This window comes from Streptomyces sclerotialus, assembly GCF_040907265.1.
GTDB classification, from domain to species: Bacteria; Actinomycetota; Actinomycetes; order Streptomycetales; family Streptomycetaceae; genus Streptomyces; species Streptomyces sclerotialus.
Genome location: NZ_JBFOHP010000002.1, coordinates 130,009 through 153,304, shown reverse-complemented (window position 1 = coordinate 153,304; position 23,296 = coordinate 130,009). Strand labels below are relative to the sequence as shown.

The following is a 23,296-nucleotide window of genomic DNA, read 5'->3' as shown; positions in this document are numbered from 1 at the left end:
ACCTGCGTCCGGCACTTCCTGCGACCGGCACTTCCTGCGACCGGCTCTTCCTGCGGCTGGCTCTTGCTGCGACCGGCTCTTCCTGCGGCTGGCTCTTCCTGCGACCAGCTCTTCCTGTGCCCGGCGGCCCTCTTCCTGTGGTCGGTGCGCCGTGCGGGTAGGCGCCGGGGCCGCTGATTCGCGGTGTTCGGTGTCGGTCGTATATCGGGGGTGTCGATGCGGTGTCGGCGGCTTGTCGGCGGGGCCTGGCAGCTTGGCAGAGTTCCTGCCGGGTGCCCGCTCGGCAGGCGTTCGACACGCAAGGAACCCCATTCACCATGACCACTGACGTAACAATCATCGGCGCCGGACTCGGCGGACTGACCCTCGCCCGCGTCCTGCACGTACACGGCATCCCGGCCACCGTCTATGAAGCGGAGGCCTCACCGACGGCCCGCGCACAGGGCGGGATGCTCGACATCCATGACTACAACGGCCAACCGGCCCTCGAAGCGGCAGGCCTGATCGACGAATTCCGTAGCCTGATCCTGGAGGGCCGCCAGGCAATACGCATCCTCGACCGGGACGGGACCGTCCTGTTCGACAAAGCCGACGACGGTACGGGTGGACGCCCCGAGGTGCAGCGCGGCGAGCTGCGGCAGATTCTGCTCGACTCGCTCCCGGCCGGCACCGTCCGGTGGGACCACAAGGTCAGTGACGCCCGTACCCTCGGCGAGGGGCGCCACGAGGTGACGTTCGCCGACGGCAGCACCGTCGTCACCAGCCTGCTGGTCGGTGCGGACGGCGCGTGGTCACGCGTCCGGCCGCTGCTTTCCACCGCCGTACCCGAGTACACCGGAAAGTCGGTCGTCGAGACCTACCTGTTCGACGCCGACACCCGGCACCCAGCCGTAGCAAAAGCGGTCGGCGGCGGATCGATGATGGCACTCACGCCGGGCAGGGAGATCTTCGCTCACCGGGAAAGGGGCGACACTCTGCACGCCTACGTGGGACTGGCCGAGCCGCAGGACTGGTTCGCCGCGATCGACTTCACCGATGCCGCCGCGGCCACCACGCGGATCGCGCGAGAGTTCGACGGCTGGGCGCCGGAGCTCACCGCGCTGATCACCGACAGCGAATCGGCGCCGATCCTGCGTCCTCTCTATGCTCTGCCGGTCGAGCACCGGTGGGACCGGGTGCCGGGGGTGACTCTGCTCGGCGACGCCGCGCACCTCTCGGCTCCGAACGGCGAGGGCGCCAACCTCGCCATGCTGGACGGCGCCCAACTCGGCAAGGCCATCGCCGCGCACCCCGACGACCTCGAAGCCGCTCTCACCGAGTACGAGCAGGCCATGTTCCCCCGCAGCACCGAAGCCGCCACCGAAGGAACCCACCTCCACGAGTCCCTTCTCGGCGACGACGCGCCTCACAGCCTGGTCACCGCCTTCATCGAGGGCGATCAGGCCCCATGAGCGGCACGAGTCCCATCAACATGAGTCCCATCAACATGAGTGGGGAGCGGGGTGGTGCCAGCCCCAGGAGCGCGCAGGGCCCTGTACGCGGGGCCCTGCGCGCAGGGCCCCGCATCGTGTTGCCGGTACAACCGTCTGCCGCTTCTTCGCAGCTGGGACCGTCGGCTGACATGCGCTGCTTCTCGGCCAGTCGGAGGTGTGGTTCACGCCACGGATTGTGAACTGTATGAACGCAGTTATGGACTGTATGAACACGCCATGAAAGACCTTGTTTGAGTCGTGGCGTCTCCCGTGTACTACATGCCAACCGCCCGGAGGAGCGGCGGTATTCATGACCCGCACTGGGGGAGCGACATGACCGCGATAAGACAGACCACCGCCCGGGAACTGTCCCACGACGACATTCTGGGCGTGGTCGAGGGCAGGCACCTGGCCGTACACATACCGGGATTCGTTCACAAGGAATCCCTCGCTTCGGCTCGCGCGCAGCTGCTGGACCATCCGGACAGAGGTGGCTTGAGCCAGGCCGAAGAATTCAAGCGCATCGGCTTCGCGTACTCCGAGATCAGCGATGAGGCCTCGCGAGAGCGGTACCACACCGAGGCCCGCGGCAATATCCACCGGCTGCGTGACCTGTTCGCCCCGTACGCCTCGCCCAGCGATGTGCTGCGGCTCCTTCTGGAAGAGACCTGGCAGCCCGGAGCGAATCTGCTGCACATCGACGGGCGGAAGGCGTTCATCGGAATCTGCCGCTACCAGGACAGGGACGTCGACCTCAATCCTCATACCGATGCCCTGGAGCGGAATCTGCCTCCCGGCTACTCCGCCGGCCTGACCGCTCAGCTCTCGGTCAACATCTACCTCAATATTCCGGAGCAGGGCGGCGAGTTGGAGCTATGGGGGACCGAGCCGGGAGAGGAGGTCTACGACGGCCTGAAGGGCGACCGCACCTGGGGCATCGACCGCGACAGGATCGGCCCGCCGGTCGAGGTCATCAAGCCGTCCGCCGGCGACCTGCTGCTGCTCAACCCGCGCCAGATCCACGCGGTACGCCCCTCCGGTGACGAACCACGGATCACGCTCGGGCACTTCCTGGGGTACTACGGCCCCGACCGCCCCCTGGCGCTGTGGAGCTGATGCCGCCATGGACACCTACTCCACCGAGGACGGCCGTACGAAGGCGAATTTCGGGCAGGCGGCCAAGCAGCTCACCCTGACGGGGAAGCGCGCGGTACTGCTGGTGAGCGTGGGGCAGCGCTACCACGAGGGCGACAAGCTACGGGCCACCGTAGAACTGGTCAACCGCAGCGGATTCGCCCACCTGACCATCGCCGTCGCCGACACCCTGCAACGCACCAATTACCTCGACATCAGTGTCGAAGAGGCCTACTTCAAGGCTCTGCAGGAGGGTGACGAATGGCTTGAGCGCAACGAGAAAATCCTCGGTCGGCTCACGGTCCCGCACGATGTACTCCGCTGGGGACAGGCGCTGCACGATCCCGAGTACTTCACATTCCGTAAACGCATCGAGTACGCATACGAGAACGATGAAGGGTACCGGCAGGCGGTACAGGCCACCATCGCCAGATTCATCGAACGGCTCACTTCGCGGGATCCGGATGCGGACGTCGAGCTGGCCTTCGAGAAGTGCCTGTCCTATCTGATCGAGGAATGCCCGATCATCATGCCGCTGTGGGCGCACCGCGGTTACGACTACGTCATCTATCCGCAGCCGATGACCGCCGCCATGGCCGAGACGCAGCGGCTGTTCGTCACCGATGACTATCCCGGCAAAGGCGGCTGGCTTTCCTTGCGGTTCAAGAAGCGGGCGAACGTCCCGGAGCCCGCCGCCTGACCTTCAACCGTTCGCCACCACCAACCGCCCGTCAACCGTTCGCCACCGACAACCGCCCGTCAACTGCCCGTCAACCGTTCACCACCGCCAACCACCCGTCAACCGTTCGCCATCACCAGCATCTGCATCTCCTTCACATCACCGTCAAGACCAGCGCAGAGGACACGAAGGCGTGACCACAGACCACAACCGCAAATGGTGGGCGTTCACCGGCGTCGGCCTGATCAGCTTCCTCGGCTGCATCGACCTGACGATCGTCAACACCGCAGCCCCCCGCATCCAGTCCGACCTCGGTGCCTCGGTGACCGACCTGCAGCTGATCGTCAACATGTTCATCGTCGCGCTGTCGATGTTCATGGTGACGATGGGCCGGCTCGCCGACACCTACGGCCGTCGTCGTGTCCTCTTCGCCGGCACCCTCGTCTTCGGCCTGGCCTCGCTCGCGGCCGGCCTGGCCCCCAGTACCGGGTGGCTGATCGCCGCCCGCTTCCTGCAGGGCGCGGCGGGCGCCGTGCTGTACACCTCCACGGGTGCCATCGTGCAGAACGCGTTCCCCCGGTCCCAGCGTGGCCGGGCGATCGGCGCCCTGTACGGGGTCAACGGCTTCGGCCTGGCCATCGGCCCACTGCTCGGCGGCGTCATCGTCTCCGCCCTGGGCTGGTACTGGGTGTTCTGGCTCAACGTTCCCCTCGTCGTGATCGCGCTGGCCATCTGTGCCTTCAGCGTCCAGGAGTCCCGCGCCGAGCAACGGGGGCCCGGGGTGGACTGGCCCGGCCTCATCCTCATCAGCCTCGCCATTCCGGCCGTCGTCCTCGCCTTCACCCTCGGCGGCACCTGGGGCTGGTCCAACCCCCGCACACTGGGGCTGCTGGCGTTCGCGGCGGCCGCCCTCACCGCCTTCTACGTGGTGGAACGCCGGGCCGCCGACCCCATCATCGATTTCCGTCTCTTCCGGCACCGCGCGTTCCTCGGCGCGATCGTCTCCGACTTCGCCCTGGCGTGCTTCTACGCGACCGTGCTGTTCCTGCTGCCCCTGTACCTGAGCGACGTACGGGGCTACGGCGGCTACGCGACCGGTGCCCTGCTGCTGCCGTGCACCGCCGTGATGGCCGCTCTGTCCCCGTTCGTCGGACGGCTGACCGACCGCTACGGCCCGCGCCGCCTCCTCGTCGCCGGATTCACCGCATTCACGGTATCGGGAGTGCTCTTCGCACAGCTGAAGCCCGACAGTTCCCTGGTTCTGCTGTGCACCGCGCTGGTGGCGATGGGCCTCGGCTGGGCTCTCATCCTCGGCCCGGCCACCGTCTCCGCGCTGTCCTCGGTACCGGAGAGCCAGGCGGGCCACGTCGTGGGCTCCTCCTGGACGTTCCACAACCTCGGCGGAGCCATCGGCCTGGCTGCCGGCATCGTGCTCTACCGCCAGCAGTCCGAATCGGCGCTGACCACGGCACTGGCCGACCACCAGATCCCGGCCGGCGACTGGACCCGCGAGGTGGCCGCCGACCCCGAACACGCACTCACCCTGCTGCGGCAGCACACCTCACTGAGCGGCGACGACGTCACCCAGATCTTCCACCAGACGTTCACCCACGGCACCCAGGCCGCGATGTGGTGGGTGACGGCAACCTCACTTGCCGCCCTCCTGGCGCTGCTGCTCGGCCGTAACCGCCCTCGCTCGCCCCAGGCCGCCCCCACCGAATCCGAGGCGCGTAAGCAGCTGGCTTGAGTCGGCACGAGTAGACATGAGTCGACAAGCCTACGCCCCGCTCCGGGAAGCCCGCCGCTCCACGCCCTCGTACAGGCGAGAGGCCGGCTTCCCGGAGGCGGGCCGCTGTCCCCCGATGCCTATCGGATGCCTATCCGGTGTCTATCCGATGCCTATCCGGTGTCTATCCGAACAGGTGCTCCCGCACAGACTGCAGAAATACCTCCCGGCTCGCTGTCGACCTCTTCAACGACTTCTGGATCGCGCCGCGGAGAGACGGCACCGTGTTCAGGAACGCCACCGCACGTGTGGGGGTCTCGCGCCCGAGCTGTACGAGAGCCGGCTCCCACGTGGAGCCCGTCGTCATCGGCAGCGCGCCCTTGGCCTGGCCGGTCAGCCGCTGCGGCGGCTGGTCGTGGTCGGCGAAGATGTTGAACGCGTGCTCCCCCTGCCACCGGGAGGGTTCAGCCAGGCACGCGCAAACGAACTCGTCGACCTGCTGCTCCGTCACGCCCGTCGGACGGCCGCCGTTCCTCCTGCCCTGATCGACGGCGTCGATGATGGCCCGCAGCGCCTCGCTCGACAGCTGCTCCTGATACAGCACGGGCTCATTGCGGCCCACCTTGGTCGCGTAGTAGTGCCCCTGTCCCTGTCTGGTGAGGGTGTAACTCTGGCCGAAGAGTGTGTACGTGCCGCCGCCGTCGCTCTCACCGGCGGTCGCGTATGCCTGCTGCTCCTGAGTCAGGATCCGCTTCGCCGTCTCGAAACGGTCGGGGTCAGCGGTCCCGCCGCGCGCGTTGCCGACCGCGCCCGCCTCAAGGCCGACAAGATGATCGGCGACCTCCCGGCCGGCCACCCACAGGACGACGTGACGAGGGTCCTGGAAGTTGTACTCCACCGGGCTCGCCGCCACTTGGTCAATGAGGGCGCCCAGCCACGGGTGCCTGTCGATGAAGGGGCTGATTTGCGGATTCGCCCTCAGCTGTTGAGCGGTTTCGGGTTGGGCCTGGCCAGGCGGCCCGATCCGCATCGCCCGCTGCACCATGGACGCTGCGACGTCCTGCGCGAACCCTGGGGACGCATCCTGACGGCCACCGGCCCGCTGCACGGGAGCGGAGCTCATCACCCGCCTCGCATTGGCCTCCGCCTCGCGTTCGAACCGGTCGGAAGGGTCGGAGACCTTGAGTCCGGTCCCGTTGTCGGTGCCCGCCACCGGGCCCTGGCGCTGCTGGATGACGTGGGTCAGCTCGTGGGCGAGGGTGTGCTTGTCGCTTCCGCCGTCACCGATGACGACATGGCTGCCGGAGGTATAGGCGCGGGCGCCGACCTCGGCGGCCGACGCACGGGCCGCGGCATCGTTGTGGATGCGCACGTCGGAGAAGTCGGCGCCGAGCCGGTTCTCCATCTCCCCGCGCGTACTGTCGTCGAGGGGGCGGCCAGGAGCGCGCAGCACGTCATGGACGGCGGAGCGCTGTACGGCGGAGCGCTGTACGGCGGCCTGCTGCTCGGCCTGCCGATGAGCGCATCCGGGACCGTGCTGGTGCTGTTCCTGCGCTTGTGTCTGCGTTTGTGTTCGCACCCAGGGGTGTCCGGCATCGCGGAGCATCTGTACGACGGCAGAGTTCCCGACGACGGCCTGAAGGGCGGGCACCCCTTGCAGAGGCGCCCGGTCTCCCGCCGCGGTCCGGCGGGCCGGACTCCGGCCGCTATCGGCACCGTTCGTCCTGGCGTTGTCTTGGTCGCGCAAGGGGCCTCTTCCGATGGAGAGATGCGATGTTCTCCTCCCGTCGTACCGGTGAGTGATCGCTGCGTCCAGGTTCGGAAAGGCAGGAAGAGGCGGCCTTTAGGGCAGACCGGTCGCTTCACACGCCTTGGAGAAACCCAGAATGCGGGGGGGGGAGGGCCCCGATGCGGCACGTCAGCTGCGCATCAGCTGCCAGCAGACTTCCGTCGCCAGAGCGGCGAGGCGAAGGCTGCTGAGGAGTCGATCGGATGTGAGCACCCGAACTTGGGGCTCAAGAAGTAGTTGCGTAGGAACCGGTGCGAGTGCGCTGGTAGCGCGCGGGCGTGGTGCCTACGTGGCGCGTGAAGTGTCGGTTCAGGTGGGCTTGGTCGTGGAATCCCACGGTCGTGGCGACCTCGGCGGGTCGGTGGCCGTCGAGCAGAAGGCGACGTGCTTGTTCGATGCGCTTGCCGGTGAGGTAGGTGTGCGGCGGAAGGCCGTAAGTCTGCTTGAAGCAGCGGATCAGGTGGGTGGGGTGGGCATGCAGGGTGGCCGCGGCCTCGTGCAGGGACAGGCCGGCCTGGATCCGTGCGTCCAGGAGGTCCCGCAGCTCAGCGGCGAGCCGGTGTGCCTCACGCCCCGGCGCGCGAGGCTGGAGCGCCGCGAGGTGGAAGTGGAGTCGTTCGCGGATGAACGAGAGGCGGGACTCGGCTTCGAGCCCATCTCCAGCAGGGGCGAGAGCGGCGTGCAGCTGGCCGATCCGGCGCCGCAGCAGGCCGTCACTGAGGACCGGGGTATCCACTGCACTGCCGACCAGACGCTGCGGGAGTACGGAGTCATCGAGGTAAAGGTTGCGCTTGCGGAACCCGGACGCGGTGACCGTCCGACCATCGTGGGGGACGCCGGGAGGCAGCAGCAGGACACTGGCGCTGCCGGCCGCTCCATGGCGGTGGCGGTCGAGCGCGAAGTCCACCGAGCCGTCGTCGAGGATCATCAGATCCCACGTGTCATGGGTGTGGGTCGGGTACGCGTGGTCGGTGAAGTGTGCGTGGAAAACCTCGGCGATCCCGGGGACCTGCGGCCTCCAGGCGCTGATGGACGGGTGGGGTCGGTCAGAGGTCATGCCAGGAACGTACAAGACCGGCGGAGCCCGGGCGCGGCAGGCTCGTGACACCGGCTGGAGGACCTGAGAGGCCGCTCCCGGTGGCCGGTCTGGAGAAAGGATGCCGTATGTCCACGTCTGCTGTTCCTGTCAACCTCGCTGAGAAGCTTTCGCAGTTCAATGAGCTGTGGACGCAGAAAAAGGTGGCGGTCCTCAACGACTACGAGGTCAAGCTGGCCAAGCTGAAGGGGGAGTTTGTCTGGCACGCTCACGAGGACACCGATGAACTGTTCCTGGTCATCAGTGGGCGGCTCACCATCCAGCTCAACGGTGGCGATGTGGTGTTGGGACCTGGCGAGTTGTTCGTGGTTCCCCGCGGGGTCGCACACTGCCCGGTGGCGGATGAGGAGACCGCGATCCTGTTGTTCGAGCCGGTGGGAACGCTCAACACCGGTGACGCAGGAGGCCCGATGACCAAGACGGTCGAAACGCTCAGCTGAGGAAGCGACGTCAGGCCGCGGCGGCGAGGGGCGTCCGCCCTAGCGGATGCCTTTCTCGCTGCCGCTGCCGCTGCCACTGCTGCCGCCGCTGCTGCTGCCACTGCTGCCGCCGCTGCCGCTGCGGCAGTCGCAGCGGGTGCGGATGCGTGTACGGCTGGATGCGGGTGCGTTCACGGCGTTCAGCGGCCAGAACGTCGCGGTGACGGGCGTTGGCGTTGCGCCGACGCAGGTAGGCGTGCGGGGCCTGGGCCGGCACGGTGGTGGTTGAGGCGGTTGAGGTGGTTGCAGTTGGCGATGGCGCACTGTCTCAGCGATCCGAAGTGCGCCTCGATCGAGGCGGGTGGTGGCCTCTCGGTGAAGTGGGGCACATCGCGGATGGTGTCCTCGTCGGCCTGCACCAGCTGGGCGGTCGCCAGCACACGGTTCCCGTCGGCCGAGGTCAGCAACACCAGTGCATGCCGGTAGCGCACAGAGTTGGTGCTGCCGCGGCGCACGGTCTGCTGCAGTTTTTTCCCCTCCTGGTCGGTCAGTCCGTGCACACGGACCGGCTCGGCCGCCGCGCCTCCAGCAATCGGATCGGACGTCACCGCCCATCCAACCGCCACGACCGCCAAGCCGGCGAACCTATTCGGTCATGGCGCTAGGGTGCTGGAATGAGCAGTGCGATATCGCGTGAGTCGAGTCAGAAGCGACAGGAAGAGCGGAAGCCGGCATGGGGCTGGCGCGTTGCCGGGCTGATGCTTGGTATCGCGCTCACGCTGGTCGGCACCGGAGCTGTCCTCATCAACGGTATCCAGGGAGTGCAGGCCACCGGTCTGGTAGGCACACGCGGTACATTCACGGTCTCTTACTGCACCGACACCAACCCCAGCGGCAAGAATTCTGATTACGAGTGCGGTGGCGACTTCGTCCCAAGGGGCGGGGACGACAACGACGGCTGGAGTGGAACGCTCGAGAACGCGAGCGACTACTCGGCCGGCGAGAAACTTGATGCGGCAGAGTCCTGGGTAGGGAGCGAGCAGAACTTCCGGGAAACCGGTGTCGGGGCAACCTTGGAGTCCCTTCTGTGGTTCTGCATTGGACTGGTGACCCTGGCGATGGGCGCCTCCCAATCGCGTAAATGGACGAAAAGCCTCAAGAAGTAGGGTTGCCGTCAACGAGCGGCCACTTCAGTGAGGACCTGCCTGCCCGAAGAACACAGGCCCGTTACGCAGAGGGACAGCGCCCGCGACAGTGGTGTGGTGAGGGGGCTGGTGAGGGCGGCACCGGCTCAGCCGCTGACCGATGGCGCGCGGCCTGGAACGGCGAGCAAGGCCTGAGCCAGGTAGGCCAGTCAACGGGCACTGTGTCCGAGGCGCCACGCTCCAGGTGCCGGCCCGGCCACGGATGGCGTCGTCGCGCGGTCGTGGAGCAGCTACGTCACCCGATCCGCCCCGAGGCAGCTTCAGCAGGGGCGGTTACATCGGTGGCTGTCATGGCTGTCATGGCTGTCGTGGCAGCCGTGGCCGTCGTGCTGACGATTAGCCGTCTGGCGAGCCGGGTCGCCAAGAGCGTATTGCACCGGCAGGGGGCGCGGATTCCGTAGGCTGCGGTCGGCCTCGTCCGTCAGGTACCGGGCCAGCAGGTCCTCGCGTACCTGCTGCTCGGGTTTTCGTGCCGCGCGGTGTGCTGCCGACGGCGCAACGCCCAGGCGAAGAGCGGACTGAGCAGGGCGATCAACGAGCCGGTGACCGTGAGTACGTCCTTGAGGCCGCCCAGAGAGTAGGTGGACCAGGCCCAGGTGGCTATTGCGACGAGGGCCGCGGTCGCAAGAACTGCCGCGGCCCAGCGCATGTACGCCGCCCGATGGCCCATGCCTCATGGTCCTGCCCCGACCACTGGTCGCCTGGAGTCGGCGCGGTGTATCGGGGGCGGGGCCGATAGGACGGTGATGTGGCGTCTCGGTGAGCCCTTAGGTGAGCCGTCTCGGTGAGCCGTCTCGGTGAGCCGTCTCGGTGAGCCGTCTCGGTGAGCCGTCTCGATCAGTGGCCTTGATGAGGCGTCTCGTCGATGCGGCGAGTTGGTGCGGTGCGACGTGTAGGGGAATGGCGTGCCCGCGTACGGCCGTCAGTTGGGCAGGACGGCTTCGATGGCCTTCGTCACCTCGGCGGCCTCAGGTTCCGTCTGCGGGGCGAAGCGCGCGGCGACGGTGCCGTCGGGGGCGATGAGGAACTTCTCGAAGTTCCAGCGGATGTCGCCGCTGTAGCCGTCGGCATCGGTTGTGCCGACCAGTTCGCTGTACAGCGGGTGACGGGAGTCGCCGTTCACGTCCGTCTTCTGCGTCATTGGGAAGGTGGTGCCGTAAGTGGTGGAGCAGAAGGTGGCGATCTCTTCGGGGGTGCCGGGCTCCTGGCCCATGAACTGGTTGCACGGGACCCCCAGGACGGTGAAGCCACGCGGCGCGTAATGCTGCTGCAGTCGCTCCAGGGCTGCGTACTGCGGAGTGAGACCGCAGCGGGACGCGACGTTGACGATCAGTACGGCCGAGCCCTTGTACTGGGCGAGCTGGGCGGGACCACCGGCAAGGGCGTCGATCTCGATGTCGAGCGCGGACATGGCGTTCCTTATGTGTGAGGCGATGATCGAGGGCTGCGTCAATTGTGCAGCACCGCTTAGCGGCCCTTCTGGGGGCCGGTACACAGACGACTGACTGGCGTACGCCCTGCTGAACCTCTTTCCGAACCGGCTGCGGGTGGAACCCGGCCCGCCGTTGCGCGTACCCGTCTAGGACCCGCGGGAGAGGAGCCGCCGGTATCCCGTCGTCCGCCCGCGATGCGTTTCAGCCTTCTGCACCGACCGCGGGGCAGCGATGGGCGTCCCCCGGGCGGCCGGACCCGGTTTGCCACGACTGCTGACCGTCATGGCTGGTTAACGGGTCCCCTGGCGATACGGGGGCGGCTCGTCCGGTATGTGCGCGCATCCGGCGGTACACGGACACGGCCGACCCATGATGCCGGCGGAACGGCGGCTGTCACGGCGGTGTGTCCCCGCGGCGGCGCGCCGTGGCACCGGCGGGTTGTTCGCGAGTTTCGGCAGCGGGCGGGGACTGCTCGGTCCGGAGGGGGTGGGCCCTGCGTGTTCGGCTGCGAGGAACATGAATCTCGGGGTTGAAGTTGCCGCTGCGGCAGCTTCTAGCCTCGTGACCAGGCCGGAAAGACCGGCCCGGCGACACATATGTGTGGGAGTGGCGATGGAATGGCCGATCTCGGAGGTGGCCCGGATGTCGGGAGTGACCGCCCGGACGCTGCGCCACTACGACGAGACCGGCCTGCTGACGCCGGCCCGTATCGGTACCAACGGTCACCGCTACTACGGGGAGCAGCAGCTCTTGCTGCTGCAGCAGATCCTCGTGCTGCGGGCGCTGAGTGTCGGGCTGCCGGAGATCGGCCGGATTCTGTCCGGTCAGGTCGATGAGGTGGAGGCCCTGCGGGGCCACCACCAGAGGCTGCTCGCGGAGCGGGACCGGCTCGACGCCCTGGCTGGCACCGTCTTCCGCACGATCGCCCAACTGGAGCAGTCCAGAAAGGACGGCCGTCCCGTGACCATCAACCGACCGGAGAACCTGTTCGAGGGCGTGACGCCCTCCCAGTACGCGGAGAACATGCGCGACTTCCCCGAACTCGCCGAGGAGGTCGGGCGGCGCGCTGCCGAGATGAGCCAGGCCGACGCAGACGCCGGGCACCGTGAGCGCACCGCGCAGATGATTAGGCTGGCCGAACTCATGACAGCGGGCCACCCGGCCGACGCCGAGCCGACCCAGGCTGAGATCGACGTCCAGTACCGAACGCTGACCCAGATGCGTGCCGTCTCCGCCGAGGAGTACCGCGCCATCGGACGCTCCTGCGTCGACAACGACGCCTGGCGCACCGTGTACGAAGCGATCGCCCCGGGCCTGGCCGCGTACCAGCGCGACGCGATCGATGCCTATGCGACCACCCGGCTGAGCTGAGCGGCGGCACAAGTGCCCATCGCGGGAACAGCCCGCGATGGCGTCGGCCTCATGCCACGACAGGCGATCGATGTTCGAACCTGCTACCGGTACCTCAGCAGGGTGCTCTCCGGTCTGGTGAAGAACACGAAGACGAACACGAAGACGAGCACGAAGACGAGCACGAAGACGAGCACGAAGACGAGCACGAAGACGAGCACGAAGACGAGCACGAAGACGAGCACGAAGACGAAGGCGGACACGGCATGGACACGGGCATGGACACGGGCATGGACACGGACACGGTCACGGGCATGGACGTAGACACGGACGGACACGAGGAGGTCGCTGCCACTACCCTCCCGGTCGCCATGCAGAACCCGGCATGACGATGACCGGGCCGTGTCAGCCGACCAGCAGTACGAGCTTCCCGCGCACGTGACCGTCCTCGCTGACGCGGTGCGCCTCCGCGATGTCGGCGAGCGGGAAGGTGCGCGCGACCGGGAGCGAGAAGTGCCCGGCCTCGATCAGTTCGCCGATCTCGGCGAGTACGTGGACCGCGCGACCGGCGTCCCCGCGGCTGAACCTCACCCCATGCTCCTGCGCACCGCCGAAGTCGGCGACCGTGACGACGTGCTTGGCGCCGCCGGTGAGCTCGATGAGTTCGGGCAGTACCCCACTCCCGGCGACATCGAGCGCCACGTCGATGCCTTCGGGTGCGAGCGCGCGGACCCGCTCGACGAGGCCCGGGCCGTAGGCGACGGGTTCGGCGCCCAGCGAGCGCAGGTGATCGTGGTTCGCCGGACTGGCAGTGCCGATCACGAGCGCGCCACGCACCACGGCGAGCTGAACCGCGGCGCTGCCGACGCTTCCGGAGGCACCGTTGACGAGCAGCGTGCTGCCGCTCCCGACGCCGAGCTGGTCGAGCGTGCGTGTGGCCGTCTCGATGGCAGCCGGCAGCGCGGCAGCGCCGGAGAAGTCGAGCGACGCCGGGATCGGCGCATAGTGGTCCAGCACGGTCAGCTCGGCCTGGGCCGTCCCCTCGGCGGAGAAGCCGAATACGCGATCACCGACGGCCACGTCCGCTACACCTTCACCGAGCTCGTCGACGGTGCCTGCCGCCTCGTGGCCCATGGTCTGCGGGAGCTCCTGATCCATCAGGCCCCTGCGCTTCTTCCAGTCGCTCGGGTTGACGCCTGCCGCGCGCACCGCAATCCGGACCTGGCCGGGCCCCGGATGCGGATCGGGAAGATCCACGATCTCGAGTACCTCCGGGCCGCCGAAGCGACGGAAACGGACCGCCTTCATCATGTGCTCCGATTGCAACTCAGGGCGTCGCGCCTGCTGCACGCCTGCTGCACGCCTGCATCGAGCCTGCTTCGCGCCGGCTGCGCGTACGACATCGCATGCTGTTCGCCAGGAACACCGTACGGCATGGACGATCTTTTTCTGGACGTCACATCGACGTCCATTGGCGTCCCATTGACGTCACCTTCGGCAATTCGGCGAACGTGCCGCAGCACATGACCTGGGGCGGTCTAATGGGCGGTCTAATGAGCGGTCTCCTGGGCGGGCCCGGTCGCTGGCAGCTGGCCGTCGGCGGCTGGGCAGGGTGGGCAGGTCTGACCGCTGACGGCACCCGTTCCGGCTGCTTATGCCCTGGTGGTTCATCCCGGCCGAAGGGTTGTACTGGGCGGACGACCGTAGGTGGCCTTGTAGAGGGCGGCGAAGCGGCCGGGGTGAAAGAACCCCCAGCGCAGCGCGATGCCGGTGACCGTGGCGTCGTTGCGGGAATTGGCGACTTCGAGGTCAGTGTGGGCCTGGGCGAGTCGCACCCTGCGCAAGTAGCCCAGGGGAGTGGTGTTGGCGTGCCGGCGGAAGGCGTACTGCAGAGCGCGTGGGGTGACCGGTACGGAGGCGGCGATGTCGGCGAGGGCGATGTCGCGGTGGGCGTTGTCCTCGATGAAGGTGATGGCGCGGCGCAGGGTGCTGGGGTTGCCGTCGCGGCTGTCGGTGCGTACGACGGGGGCTGTGACGGTGGCGTTCGGCAGGGCGGCGAGCGTGCTGGTGGCAAGAAGCCGGGCGGCGTTCGCGACGGCCAGCGGTGCGGTGTGTGCTGCCGGCTCGGCCAGCACGTCCTCACGCAGGAAGGTGATGGTGGCCTGCAGCTGTCTGGTGGCACGGGGTGTGACCGGCCGTTGCCCGGTCAGCCGCACCGGGTCGCAAGGCTGGCCCGCGTCGGTGACGGCGGCCTGAGTCAGCAGTGCGGGGTCGAACAGGGCGAGGGTGTAGCGGGCGAAATGGGCTTCGCCGGTATAGGGGAGGTCCGGCTGCACGAGCAGGAAGACGTCTCCAGGACCGAAACTCTCTTCCTGGCCGCCGCTGCGGATGATGAGCGTGCCCTCGTCCAGGCTGACCAGGCATACCTTGCCGAGGGAGTCGGCGCTGTAGGCCATGCTGTAGTTGAGGGCGCATCGGTCCACGCTCAGTTGGTCCGTCGTGTTCTGGGTGATCTGTGTGTGGGGGTTCACGACGCTGCCGATGATGCGGATCGGCGCGTAGGAGGCGGCCAGGAACGCCTCGGTTTCCTCCAGGCTGTTGCTGTCGAAGCGCTGCGTCGTCATCCCGGCCTCCGCTACCCCACTCAGTAGAGCTTGGCATCCGGGGGCGAAGACTTTCCGTCTTCGCCGGTGCGCGGCAGCCGCCAGAGCTCGCCACGGCCCGCTGGAGTCGAAAGGGTCAACTCCTGGCGTACAGCGCTGTGTTGACCATGTTCACCATGTTGACCGTGTTCACCATGTTGACCGTGTTGGTCGAAACCCACTGCCGAGCCAGTCTACTCTTCGCGCCCCTTCCCGCGGACGGGCCCCTTCCCGCGGACGGGCCCCTCCCGGGCGGACGGGCCCCTCCCGGGCGGACGGGCCCCTCCCGGGCGGACGGGCCCTTCCCCGGGCGGACGGGCCCTTCGCGGGTGGACGGGCCCTTCCCGGGCGGACGGGGTCCCTCCGGGCGGATGCGTACCTTCCTCGGCGGACGCGCCCCTTCCCTGGCGGAATGGGCAGCACGGAAGAACGTCGGAAAGTGGTCGAACCTGGTGTGAGGTCGCCAGGGGCCGACCGAACCTCAGGGGCCGACCGAACCTCAGGGGCCGACCGAACCTCAGGGGCCGACCGAACCTCAGGGGCCGACCGAACCTCAGGGACCGGCCGAACCTCATCGAAGCCGGGAGAGCGACAGTAACCGGTCGAACCTGGCCAGGTCTGTCCGCGGGCAGCCGCAGTGCTGGATCTGGCCAGGTCGGGACCGACGGGGTCTGGGCCAGCCCGCGGGAGAAGCCTCACGACCCTCCCGGGCCCAGGCTTGCAGTGTGCCAGGCACCTGGCAGCACCCGCAACGAAGCGCCGCTGGCCGCCAAACGAACACTCACGGAAGCCAGGAGTGGGAGGTGGGGTGCGGTGGGGCGGGTGCAGCGCGATGTTGCTGCGCAGGCCCTCGACCGGATCTGCGCCCTCATCGACCATCCATCGAGCACCTGAAGCGCGGGTCGCACCTGCGCAGCCACCGGGCACCCTCGCCGTCGTTCTCGACACCTATGCGTAACCGATCGAAGAAAAGGACGTCTGGGTTCTTCGGCTCAGATCACTGCGGGGAGACCTTGTGGACGGTGGTGTCGTCCGGGGCGAGCCGTCGCCCGTCCGCGGACAGTACCTCCAGTGTGCGCAGGCGTTGCCCCTGCCCGCGGTCGACCAACTGTGAGTGGGGTTCGCCGGGGGCGAAGAAGTGCTCTTCGCCCCACTGTCGCAGTGCCACGATGACGGGAAAGAGCGCCTTGCCCTTCGGAGTCAGTACGTACTCGCGGTAGGCGCTGCCGTCCGAGGCGGGGACGGATTCGAGGACACCGCCGGCGACCAGGGTGCGCAGACGCGCGGTGAGGATGTTCTTGGCCACGCCGAGGCTGCGCTGGAACTCTCCGAAGCGCCGGCTTCCGTCGAAGGCATCCCGCACGATCAGCAGGGACCACCAGTCGCCGATCGCGTCCACCGACCGGGCGACGGGGCATTCGCTGTCGTTGAAGCGTGTCCTGGTCACCATGGCGTCCCTCACTCTCACACCCTCACGTCGGTTGCAACATGCTACCAAAATGGCTAGCGTCGCCATTGCTGCTGGTAGCAAGATGAAACCAGATGAGTGGATGAAACCAGATGAGCGGAGGGGAAGTGGCGATGCCCAGCGACGGTGAGGCTGTGACACGACGGACCGAGGACCGAGACGAGAAGGGTTCCGCGTTCGTCCTGTCCCGTGGCGTCGTCATACTGTTCGCCGTCGCCTGCGGGGCGGCGGTGGCCAACGTCTACTTCTCCCAACCGCTCCTGGTGACCATGGGCCACGACCTCGCCATGAGCCCGGCACTCGTCGGCAGCGTGGTCACCCTGACGCATGTCGGGTACGGACTGGGACTCTTCTTCCTCGTGCCGCTGGGCGACGTGGCCGACCGCAGGCGGCTCATCGTGACCCAGTTACTGCTCCTGGTGGTGGCGCTGGCCGTGGTGGCCGCCGCCCGCACGGCCGCGCTCCTGCTCGTGGGCATGGCCGCGACGGGGTTTCTCGCGGTCGTCACGCAGACGTTGGTGGCCTTCGCGGCATCACTGGCACCTCCCGCCGGGCGCGGACGCGTCGTCGGTCTGGTCACCAGCGGTGTGGTCGTCGGAATCCTGCTCGCCCGCACCGCGTCCGGCCTCATCGCCGATCTCGCGGGCTGGCGCTCCGTATACCTCGCCTCGGCATCGCTCACCGCACTGCTCGCCCTGGTCCTGTATCGAGTGCTGCCGCGCCACAGCGACGCGACGCCGACGACCCTGCGCTACGGACAGCTTCTGCGCTCCACGGTCACCCTGTTCGCGCGGGAACGACTGCTGCGGCTCCGGGCCCTGTTCGGTCTGCTGGTCTTCGCCGCCTTCAGCACCCTGTGGAGCGCCGTCGCGCTACCACTCAGCGAATCCCCGTACTACCTGCCCCACAGCGCGATCGGGGCACTGGGGCTGATCGGTGTGGCCGGTGCCCTGGCCGCGACCGTGGCGGGCCGTCTGAACGACCGTGGGCTCTCCCGGCGGACAACCGGCATCGCCCTGGCGCTGCTCGGCGCCTCCTGGCTGCCCTTGGCCTTCACCCGCAGCTCGCTCTGGGCCCTGGTCGTCGGGGTGATCCTGCTCGACCTCGCCGTGCAGGCGGTCCACGTCACCAATCAGACCCTGATCTACGCGCTGCACCCGGAAGCGGGCAGCCGGCTGATCGGGGGATACATGGTCTTCTACTCGGTCGGCAGTGCCACCGGCGCCATCGCCGCGACCTCCCTCTACTCGGTGGCCGGCTGGCACGCCGTATGCGCACTGGGCGCCGCGTTCAGCTGCCTCGGGCTCGCGCTGTGGACGCTCACTCGACACAGCATCCCGGACCCCGTCGGAGAGCAGGGCTCTGTCAGCGAGCCGGGCCCCGTCGGAGAGCCGGGCCCCGCCGCCGAGGCGGCTTCCTCCGGAGAAGAAGTGGATCAACGTGCTGGCTGATGATGACTGTTCACATCAACAGGTGCTCTACGGACGTTCCCGAGGCCGGACCAGACCACCGAGCTCACCCCTGAGTGAGGAGGTGAGATTGTGGGAGCTTCAGGTCCCGAGAACTTCTCGCCCCCGAAAACTTCTTGCCGTCCCAGCGAGATGTATTAGACGTGCTGAACTGCCGGGAACCGTCACGGCAAGAAAGAGCGAGAGCCGGTTCTGACACCTCCTCCTCGCGTGTCCCGGATGACAGAAGCCGCGGTCAGCTGCGCGCCGGGTGCAACGCCTGCCAAAAGCTGCGCGGTTGGTCTGTACGGACGGGACGGTTGAGGGGAGGAGCAACGCGTGGCAGTAAAAATGAGCGAGGAGTACGCCTCTGCGATGGTCACCGTCATCCCCGGTCATCTTGATCGTGGCGTCAGTACGCTCAACCGCCTTGCAACACTCGTCTCCTGCGGTGGATAACGACACGGTACGTAGGCAGCTCTGACGAGCACCGACCCGTCGGTGCCTATACATGAGTCGCCGTCACCTGGCGGGGAAGGGGGGACAACTCGGTTGTGACGCTCCCGGTGGGCTCGCTGAGATACGTCCATGGATGATGCAACAGACGATGTGGCTCAGGCGATCGCGGGTGAGTTGCAGCTCATGGACTGACCCGCATGTCCGCTCCTCGCGGGAACGTGCCGGGCAGCTCCTCGATCCGGAGTTCGTGGAGGTCGGCGGCTCTGGGCGCCGGTGGACGTACGAGTCCATGCTCGCCGAACTACCCGATCACCCCGGTAGTTCGCTGGATGCTCCCCGCTTCGAGCCCTCAGACATCTCGGGCGTGCTGCTTGCCCCGGGGCTGGTCCATCTGACGTTCGAGACCAGGCTCGGCGAGCGCAGGACCAGGCACAGTTCGATCTGGCGCAAGGGCGGCAGAGCCGCGGGCTGGCGGATGTACTACCACCAGGCCACACGCGTGCCCCCTGACGTGGAGTAAGACACTGTCACGCCGGCCACTTCGGCTCACTCACCCAGCGGGAGGCATGCCCTGTGGCCTGTGAAGCGCCTGACCATCGTGGTGATAAGTGTCCAGTTGACGTGGGCCTGATCCTGGATGCCACCCCCCGTACGTCGACCGCCAAACGCTTGCTGCCGTGTTAGCGGCCCGTTAGCAGAACGCCAGCCCGGCCTTCGAAGCTGATCGTCGACAGGGCGGCGCCTGACGCCGTGTCCGGTTGAAGCAATCCGACTCACGGGGGAGCCCACTCATCATGCGTAAGAACCTCATTCGCACAACCGCCCTGGCAGCTATGGCGGTGGCCACCGTCTTGTCGCTCAGTGCCTGCGAGGGTGGGGCCGATTCCGCCGACGCTGCGTCCTCGCCCGGCGTGGCGCAATCCGCAGACACGGGACAGGAAGAAGCCGCCGGCGGCACAGGCGGTAACACCGAGGGTTCCGGGTCCGGGTCCGGCTCCGACTCCGGCTCCGGCTCCGGCCCCGAATCCAAGGACACGTCAGCCGGAGCGAAGAGCGGAAAGTCAACGGGCGGCAGCGCGTCCGGCAGCGGCGCTAGCGGGTCCGACGACAGTGGCAGCCGAGGCGGCGACAAGAGCGGGTACGGGCAGGTCTGTGGCGCCAACGATCTGACGTGGGCAGCCAAGTCCGAGACTCAGGCCGGCGGCTACATCCTGATCTCGGTAAAGGCCAAGCCGGGTATCACCTGCACACTCCCGGCGGCGCTTCCCGTCGTGGCGTTCGGGTCCGATGGCACCGAAGCGGGGCCGGCCGAGCAGGCGGTCGGCGAGCAGGTGAAGCTCAGTGGCGCCACCACTGCCTATGCCGGGGTGAACCCCAAGACCACCAACACCAACTCCGGCAAGGAGCTGAACCAGATCATCGCCGCAGTGAGCGAGGACGACCGGACCGACCCGGTCAGCCTGAACACCGGCAGCATCACGGTCGACGAGCCGATCGTCACCAACTGGCACACTTCACCCCAGGACGCCGTTCCCGGTGACGGTGTGGACAGCCACTGACAACAACCCGACGCCTGGGTCACAGGAGAGCGCGAGCGGTCTCCGGAGCTCGCGTAGTGCCCGAGGCGTCGGTAACAGATAGGCCCAGAGGTGACGAGCTCCAGCATCTCTCCGCGGATGGGCTGCTGGTGGCGGTCTGCTCGCACTGACGTTCTTGTCGCCGTTGTTCCGCGGCCTGGAGCTGTAGTGGGCTACGGCCTGGGCGGCGTAGGTGATTTCGAGTTCGAGTTCGAGCACACACCGATACAGCGGCAATGGCCTGTCTTCGTCACGACGGCGCTTAGGGCTGGCTGGCTCTGCACGAAACGCTGACAGCGGACCACAGCCACCACGGCGAGGCGTGAACGGTGTCACGCGCTGGCGGACGGACCGAACGCTGATGTCCACGTATTCGTACGGCGTGGTATTCGTACGGCGCGCTGAACGCGAGAGCGGCCCCGCCGGTCGGACCGGCGGGGCCGCTGGGGCGTCAGATCATGAGCAGTACCCGCGTGTGCGGTACAAGCTTGCGGTTCACGCTGGTGCTCTGCACGAAGATGGTGAAGTCGTCGTTGTGGTCCGGCTTGACGCGGACTTCCGTGTCCGGCAGGCCGAGCAGGGCCCGGGCCTCCGGTCCCGTGTAGACCCGGTCCGTCTTCTTCTCCAGCACCGCGATCTGCTTCCGTGCCTGGATCTTCTCCGACTTACTCAGCTGATAGAACGCACAACCGGTACGGAAAGTGTGCCCGCACTCGATGACCCAGTCCCGTATCGCCGCTTCGCGGGCGACCGGAATCAGCTGGTACTGCGACGGCTTCACCGGTGTGAGGCCGGCTGCCTTGATGGTGTCCTTGTTGACCGCGTCTGCACCCGTGGAGAACACCGCGCGCGATCCCCGGATGCCCTGGGCGCGGCCCACCATGAAGTTCTCGGTGGCCTGCTGGATGACCAGCCCGGCTTCCTCCAGGCCCTGGGTGCTCGTGGCGTCCCAGATGGCGATGTTGTCCCTCGGAAAACCGCACTGCATGGCCTCGCGCTTGCCCATCTGGTCCGGCACGAGGACGGCCAGTGTCCAGTTGTCTTCCTGCGTCTCGCTCATCTTGGCCACGGCCTGCACCAGTTCCCGCGTATTGCCGGCAGGGGCATCCGGGCAGCGGTGACTTGCGTTCTCCTGCCCGTCGGTCAGTACGAACGTCAGGAAGCTGTGGTCGCCGTACAGTTGGGCTGTCTGCGCCAGCTCGCGCTGCGACTTCAGCGTGGCCGCTAGCAGAGCCGTCATGCCACCGACCCGGTACAGCTTCTTCAGGGACGGCATCCGCAGCACGTCCTTGTCGTAGATGACGCACTCCACCTTGTCCGCGAAGACGTACACCGTGACGCGGGTCTCCTGGTCCAGTTCCTTCGAACGGCGGGCCAGGTAGGCAATCTGCTGGTCGGCGACCTCGACGACCTTGCGGCTCAGGTGTGACATGGACGAACTGGCATCCAACACAAGAGCAACGTGGTTGATGTAGTTCTGGTTTCCGGACATGACCGCTCCCCCTTTGCGAAATCGGTGTCCCTACCTTCTCACCCACCACTGACAATCGATCTTGGACGGCTGGACGGCTGGACGGCTGGACGACATCGGCTGCGGGGCGGTGCTCTCCTCCGCGCCCACCGTGACAGCCGGACTGTTTCTCTTCGGTGCCGGCATGGGCGGGGGAGAGGTCGCGATCAACATCGACGGTGCTGAAGTCGAGCAGCTCACCGGCCGGACGCTGTTGGCCACGCTGCATGGCTTCTTCAGCCTCGGCACGGTCGTGGGAGCCGCGTTCGGCATCCTGTGCACTGCCCTCGCCTTCCCGGTGCAGTGGGCAAGACCCGGAACGAGCAGCCGCAGCCAGAAGCCGGTACCGCACCGACCCGAGCGAAGGCCTGGCGGGACCAGCGGCTGCTCCCGATCGGCGGCATCATCCTGGCCATGGCGCTGGCCGAGGGTTCCGCGAACGACTGGCTGCCCCTGCTGATGGTGGACGGCCACGGTATGGACCCTGCCCTGGGGCTGGCCGTCTACGCAGGCTTCACCGCTGCCATGACCCTCGGTCGTTTCGCCGGCGGTTTCTTCATCAACCGCTTAGGTCGGGCCTCCGTCGTCCGCGCCAGCGCCCTTTCCGCGACCCTCGGCATCGCCCTCGTCAGCTTCGCCGACTCCGCCGTTCTGGCCGGTGCCGCAGTGCTCCTGTGGGGTATGGGAGCCTCGCTCGGCTTCCCTGTCGCTCTCTCGGCGGCCGGTGACTCCGGGCCCAACTCCGCGGCTGGTGTCAGCCTCGTAGCAATGATCGGCTACATCGCGTTCCTCGTCGGGCCGCCCAGCTTCGGCTTCCTCGGGGATCACTACGGCCTACGTACCGCCATGATCGCAGTCCTTGCCTTCACGGCCCTGGCGATCTTCCTCGCACCCGCCACCGGGAAGCGCTCCGGCGCCACCACGTCGTCTACCGCGCGCGACACCGCAGCCGCTCCCTGAGGCGCGGTCCACCGGTCGAATGCGGCATCAAGCGCCGCATGTGCCCACCGGGCTGTGGACTGTGGGCTGTGGCCATGAGGTACGACGAGCCCGCCGAGCGCTATGGGGCTCGCCGTCTGCTACGGGGCTCGTCGTGGCCTACGGGGCTCGCCATGCGTTACGGGTCCGTCGTGCGTTATGGGGCTCACCGTCTGCTACGGGCTCACCGTGCGCTACAAGGCTGCCGTGCTGGTCGCAGACCACAACGAGTGTCTGTGACCGGTACGGCGCTTTCCCACGTCTCCTGGCCTTGCCTAGCCGTCAGTTCGTGGGGCTGACGGGCGGCTGGCAGCTCGTTGAAGGCGGAGCTGGCCGATTTCCGCAGCGTTCTTCATCAGTTCGGCGTTCACCCAGGCGATCATGTGCGAGATGGTGTGTCGGGGATCGTTCTGCCACGGGAACGGGGCAGTTGAGCCCAGGTCGGCATCGGTGAACCGGTCCAGCGCCGCCAGCCAGTCCACGCGTAGACCGCGTAGCCACTCGATGGCCGGCTTGCCCGCGCCGGGCCAGGTGACCTCGCTCCGCTCCCGAGGCGCTCTGCCATGAGCGTGGTCCGTGGCCACGCTCCACCACCAGCCGATGTGCCAGCTCAGCCAGGCGATAGTCGGGACAGGGACGGGGTCGGGCTCACTTTCCGCCCAGTCCGGCACCCATGTCCCGTCGTCGGTCCGGCGTACCGTCCAGCAGGTTGCGGCGGGTTCCCACAGGAAGTCGCCAGGTTCGAGCCTTTCCAAGTGGTACTCGAACAGCGACCAGGTCAAGTCGAACTGCCAGCGCAGCAGATCGAGTGTGGACCGGGGGGTGGGCTCGGTAGGTGAGTCAGTCACTGGGCGACCCTCGCACAATGCCGATGCCTTGGGAATCGAGTATCTGTCGGGACGGTTGTGCTC

Annotated in this window: 21 protein-coding genes and 3 pseudogenes; 12 read left to right on the top strand and 12 right to left on the bottom strand. The window is 67.5% G+C overall.

Features of this window, described 5'->3' with window-relative positions:
• Positions 1 to 317 precede the first annotated feature (317 nt).
• From AAC944_RS00800 to AAC944_RS00785, 4 genes are all read left to right on the top strand, one after another.
• Positions 318 to 1,451, top strand: a complete 1,134-nt coding sequence (locus tag AAC944_RS00800; protein WP_030608084.1) for an FAD-dependent oxidoreductase — start codon at positions 318 to 320, stop codon at positions 1,449 to 1,451.
• A gap of 354 nt (positions 1,452 to 1,805) precedes the next feature.
• Positions 1,806 to 2,588, top strand: coding sequence for a 2OG-Fe(II)-dependent halogenase WelO5 family protein (locus AAC944_RS00795; RefSeq protein ID WP_030608087.1), 783 nt, complete (start codon positions 1,806 to 1,808; stop codon positions 2,586 to 2,588).
• Between the two features lie 7 nt (positions 2,589 to 2,595).
• Positions 2,596 to 3,306 carry a tRNA-dependent cyclodipeptide synthase gene (locus AAC944_RS00790; RefSeq protein WP_030608090.1) on the top strand — a complete coding sequence of 237 codons (711 nt, stop codon included), beginning with the start codon at positions 2,596 to 2,598 and terminating at the stop codon, positions 3,304 to 3,306.
• 172 nt (positions 3,307 to 3,478) lie between these two features.
• On the top strand, positions 3,479 to 5,032 hold the full coding sequence (locus AAC944_RS00785) for an MFS transporter (RefSeq protein ID WP_368396742.1): 1,554 nt from the start codon (positions 3,479 to 3,481) through the stop codon (positions 5,030 to 5,032).
• A 994-nt stretch (positions 5,033 to 6,026) separates the two neighbouring features.
• On the opposite strand, the pseudogene AAC944_RS00780 reads toward AAC944_RS00785, so the two are convergent.
• Positions 6,027 to 6,758, bottom strand: a pseudogene (locus AAC944_RS00780) (eCIS core domain-containing protein); the annotation flags it as partial.
• A gap of 268 nt (positions 6,759 to 7,026) precedes the next feature.
• The gene (locus AAC944_RS00775; protein WP_030608099.1) at positions 7,027 to 7,857 is read right to left on the bottom strand and encodes a helix-turn-helix transcriptional regulator; all 831 of its coding nucleotides are present in this window, start codon (positions 7,855 to 7,857) and stop codon (positions 7,027 to 7,029) included.
• 107 nt (positions 7,858 to 7,964) lie between these two features.
• Here AAC944_RS00775 and AAC944_RS00770 point away from each other — a divergent pair, with 107 nt between their 5' ends.
• Positions 7,965 to 8,336 (top strand): cupin domain-containing protein, encoded by a 372-nt coding sequence (locus tag AAC944_RS00770; protein WP_030608102.1) that lies wholly within the window; start codon positions 7,965 to 7,967, stop codon positions 8,334 to 8,336.
• 39 nt (positions 8,337 to 8,375) lie between these two features.
• Here the strand turns inward: AAC944_RS00770 and AAC944_RS00765 are convergent, their stop codons facing one another.
• Together AAC944_RS00765 and AAC944_RS00760 are read right to left on the bottom strand one after the other, a co-directional pair.
• A complete protein-coding gene (locus tag AAC944_RS00765; protein WP_368396741.1) occupies positions 8,376 to 8,510 on the bottom strand; it encodes a hypothetical protein in 135 nt (44 codons plus the stop codon).
• Positions 8,511 to 8,695: 185 nt separating this feature from the next.
• Positions 8,696 to 8,908: pseudogene (locus AAC944_RS00760) on the bottom strand (IS630 family transposase); the annotation flags it as partial.
• Between the two features lie 81 nt (positions 8,909 to 8,989).
• Here AAC944_RS00760 and AAC944_RS00755 point away from each other — a divergent pair.
• Complete coding sequence (locus AAC944_RS00755) at positions 8,990 to 9,481, top strand: hypothetical protein (protein WP_196942736.1); 492 nt, start codon at positions 8,990 to 8,992, stop codon at positions 9,479 to 9,481.
• 460 nt (positions 9,482 to 9,941) lie between these two features.
• On the opposite strand, the gene AAC944_RS00750 is transcribed toward AAC944_RS00755, so the two are convergent.
• On the bottom strand, positions 9,942 to 10,190 hold the full coding sequence (locus tag AAC944_RS00750; protein WP_030608111.1) for a hypothetical protein: 249 nt from the start codon (positions 10,188 to 10,190) through the stop codon (positions 9,942 to 9,944).
• A gap of 252 nt (positions 10,191 to 10,442) precedes the next feature.
• On the bottom strand, positions 10,443 to 10,931 hold the full coding sequence (locus AAC944_RS00745) for a glutathione peroxidase (RefSeq protein WP_030608114.1): 489 nt from the start codon (positions 10,929 to 10,931) through the stop codon (positions 10,443 to 10,445).
• Positions 10,932 to 11,565: 634 nt separating this feature from the next.
• On the opposite strand from AAC944_RS00745, the gene AAC944_RS00740 reads away from it, so the two are divergent.
• The gene (locus AAC944_RS00740) at positions 11,566 to 12,324 is read left to right on the top strand and encodes a MerR family transcriptional regulator (RefSeq protein ID WP_030608116.1); all 759 of its coding nucleotides are present in this window, start codon (positions 11,566 to 11,568) and stop codon (positions 12,322 to 12,324) included.
• 83 nt (positions 12,325 to 12,407) lie between these two features.
• On the opposite strand, the gene AAC944_RS00735 is transcribed toward AAC944_RS00740, so the two are convergent.
• Positions 12,408 to 12,566: a hypothetical protein gene (locus tag AAC944_RS00735; RefSeq protein ID WP_196942738.1), complete on the bottom strand. Its 159-nt coding sequence runs from the start codon at positions 12,564 to 12,566 to the stop codon at positions 12,408 to 12,410.
• Positions 12,567 to 12,569: 3 nt separating this feature from the next.
• Between AAC944_RS00735 and AAC944_RS00730 the strand changes: the two genes are divergently transcribed.
• Positions 12,570 to 12,692 (top strand): hypothetical protein, encoded by a 123-nt coding sequence (locus AAC944_RS00730; protein ID WP_368396740.1) that lies wholly within the window; start codon positions 12,570 to 12,572, stop codon positions 12,690 to 12,692.
• A 16-nt stretch (positions 12,693 to 12,708) separates the two neighbouring features.
• On the opposite strand, the gene AAC944_RS00725 is transcribed toward AAC944_RS00730, so the two are convergent.
• The 3 genes from AAC944_RS00725 to AAC944_RS00715 form a co-directional block, all read right to left on the bottom strand.
• Positions 12,709 to 13,611: an NADP-dependent oxidoreductase gene (locus AAC944_RS00725; RefSeq protein ID WP_030608119.1), complete on the bottom strand. Its 903-nt coding sequence runs from the start codon at positions 13,609 to 13,611 to the stop codon at positions 12,709 to 12,711.
• A 359-nt stretch (positions 13,612 to 13,970) separates the two neighbouring features.
• The gene (locus tag AAC944_RS00720; protein ID WP_030608123.1) at positions 13,971 to 14,927 is read right to left on the bottom strand and encodes a helix-turn-helix transcriptional regulator; all 957 of its coding nucleotides are present in this window, start codon (positions 14,925 to 14,927) and stop codon (positions 13,971 to 13,973) included.
• Positions 14,928 to 15,942: 1,015 nt separating this feature from the next.
• Positions 15,943 to 16,395 (bottom strand): winged helix-turn-helix transcriptional regulator, encoded by a 453-nt coding sequence (locus AAC944_RS00715; protein ID WP_030608125.1) that lies wholly within the window; start codon positions 16,393 to 16,395, stop codon positions 15,943 to 15,945.
• A 131-nt stretch (positions 16,396 to 16,526) separates the two neighbouring features.
• On the opposite strand from AAC944_RS00715, the gene AAC944_RS00710 reads away from it, so the two are divergent.
• The 3 genes from AAC944_RS00710 (at position 16,527) to AAC944_RS00700 (ending at position 19,879) form a co-directional block, all read left to right on the top strand.
• Entirely contained in the window at positions 16,527 to 17,864 is a 1,338-nt protein-coding gene (locus AAC944_RS00710) for an MFS transporter (protein WP_368396739.1), read from the top strand.
• Between the two features lie 508 nt (positions 17,865 to 18,372).
• Positions 18,373 to 18,840 (top strand): nuclear transport factor 2 family protein, encoded by a 468-nt coding sequence (locus AAC944_RS00705; protein WP_368396738.1) that lies wholly within the window; start codon positions 18,373 to 18,375, stop codon positions 18,838 to 18,840.
• Between the two features lie 274 nt (positions 18,841 to 19,114).
• A complete protein-coding gene (locus AAC944_RS00700; protein WP_030608131.1) occupies positions 19,115 to 19,879 on the top strand; it encodes a DUF4232 domain-containing protein in 765 nt (254 codons plus the stop codon).
• Positions 19,880 to 20,348: 469 nt separating this feature from the next.
• Here AAC944_RS00700 and AAC944_RS00695 read toward each other — a convergent pair whose 3' ends face one another.
• Positions 20,349 to 21,389, bottom strand: a complete 1,041-nt coding sequence (locus AAC944_RS00695; RefSeq protein ID WP_030608134.1) for a vWA domain-containing protein — start codon at positions 21,387 to 21,389, stop codon at positions 20,349 to 20,351.
• Between the two features lie 94 nt (positions 21,390 to 21,483).
• Between AAC944_RS00695 and AAC944_RS00690 the strand changes: the two are divergent.
• Positions 21,484 to 22,367 (top strand): annotated as a pseudogene (locus AAC944_RS00690) (MFS transporter); the annotation flags it as partial.
• A 293-nt stretch (positions 22,368 to 22,660) separates the two neighbouring features.
• Here AAC944_RS00690 and AAC944_RS00685 read toward each other — a convergent pair.
• The gene (locus AAC944_RS00685) at positions 22,661 to 23,233 is read right to left on the bottom strand and encodes a DinB family protein (RefSeq protein WP_030608137.1); all 573 of its coding nucleotides are present in this window, start codon (positions 23,231 to 23,233) and stop codon (positions 22,661 to 22,663) included.
• Positions 23,234 to 23,296: the final 63 nt, after the last annotated feature.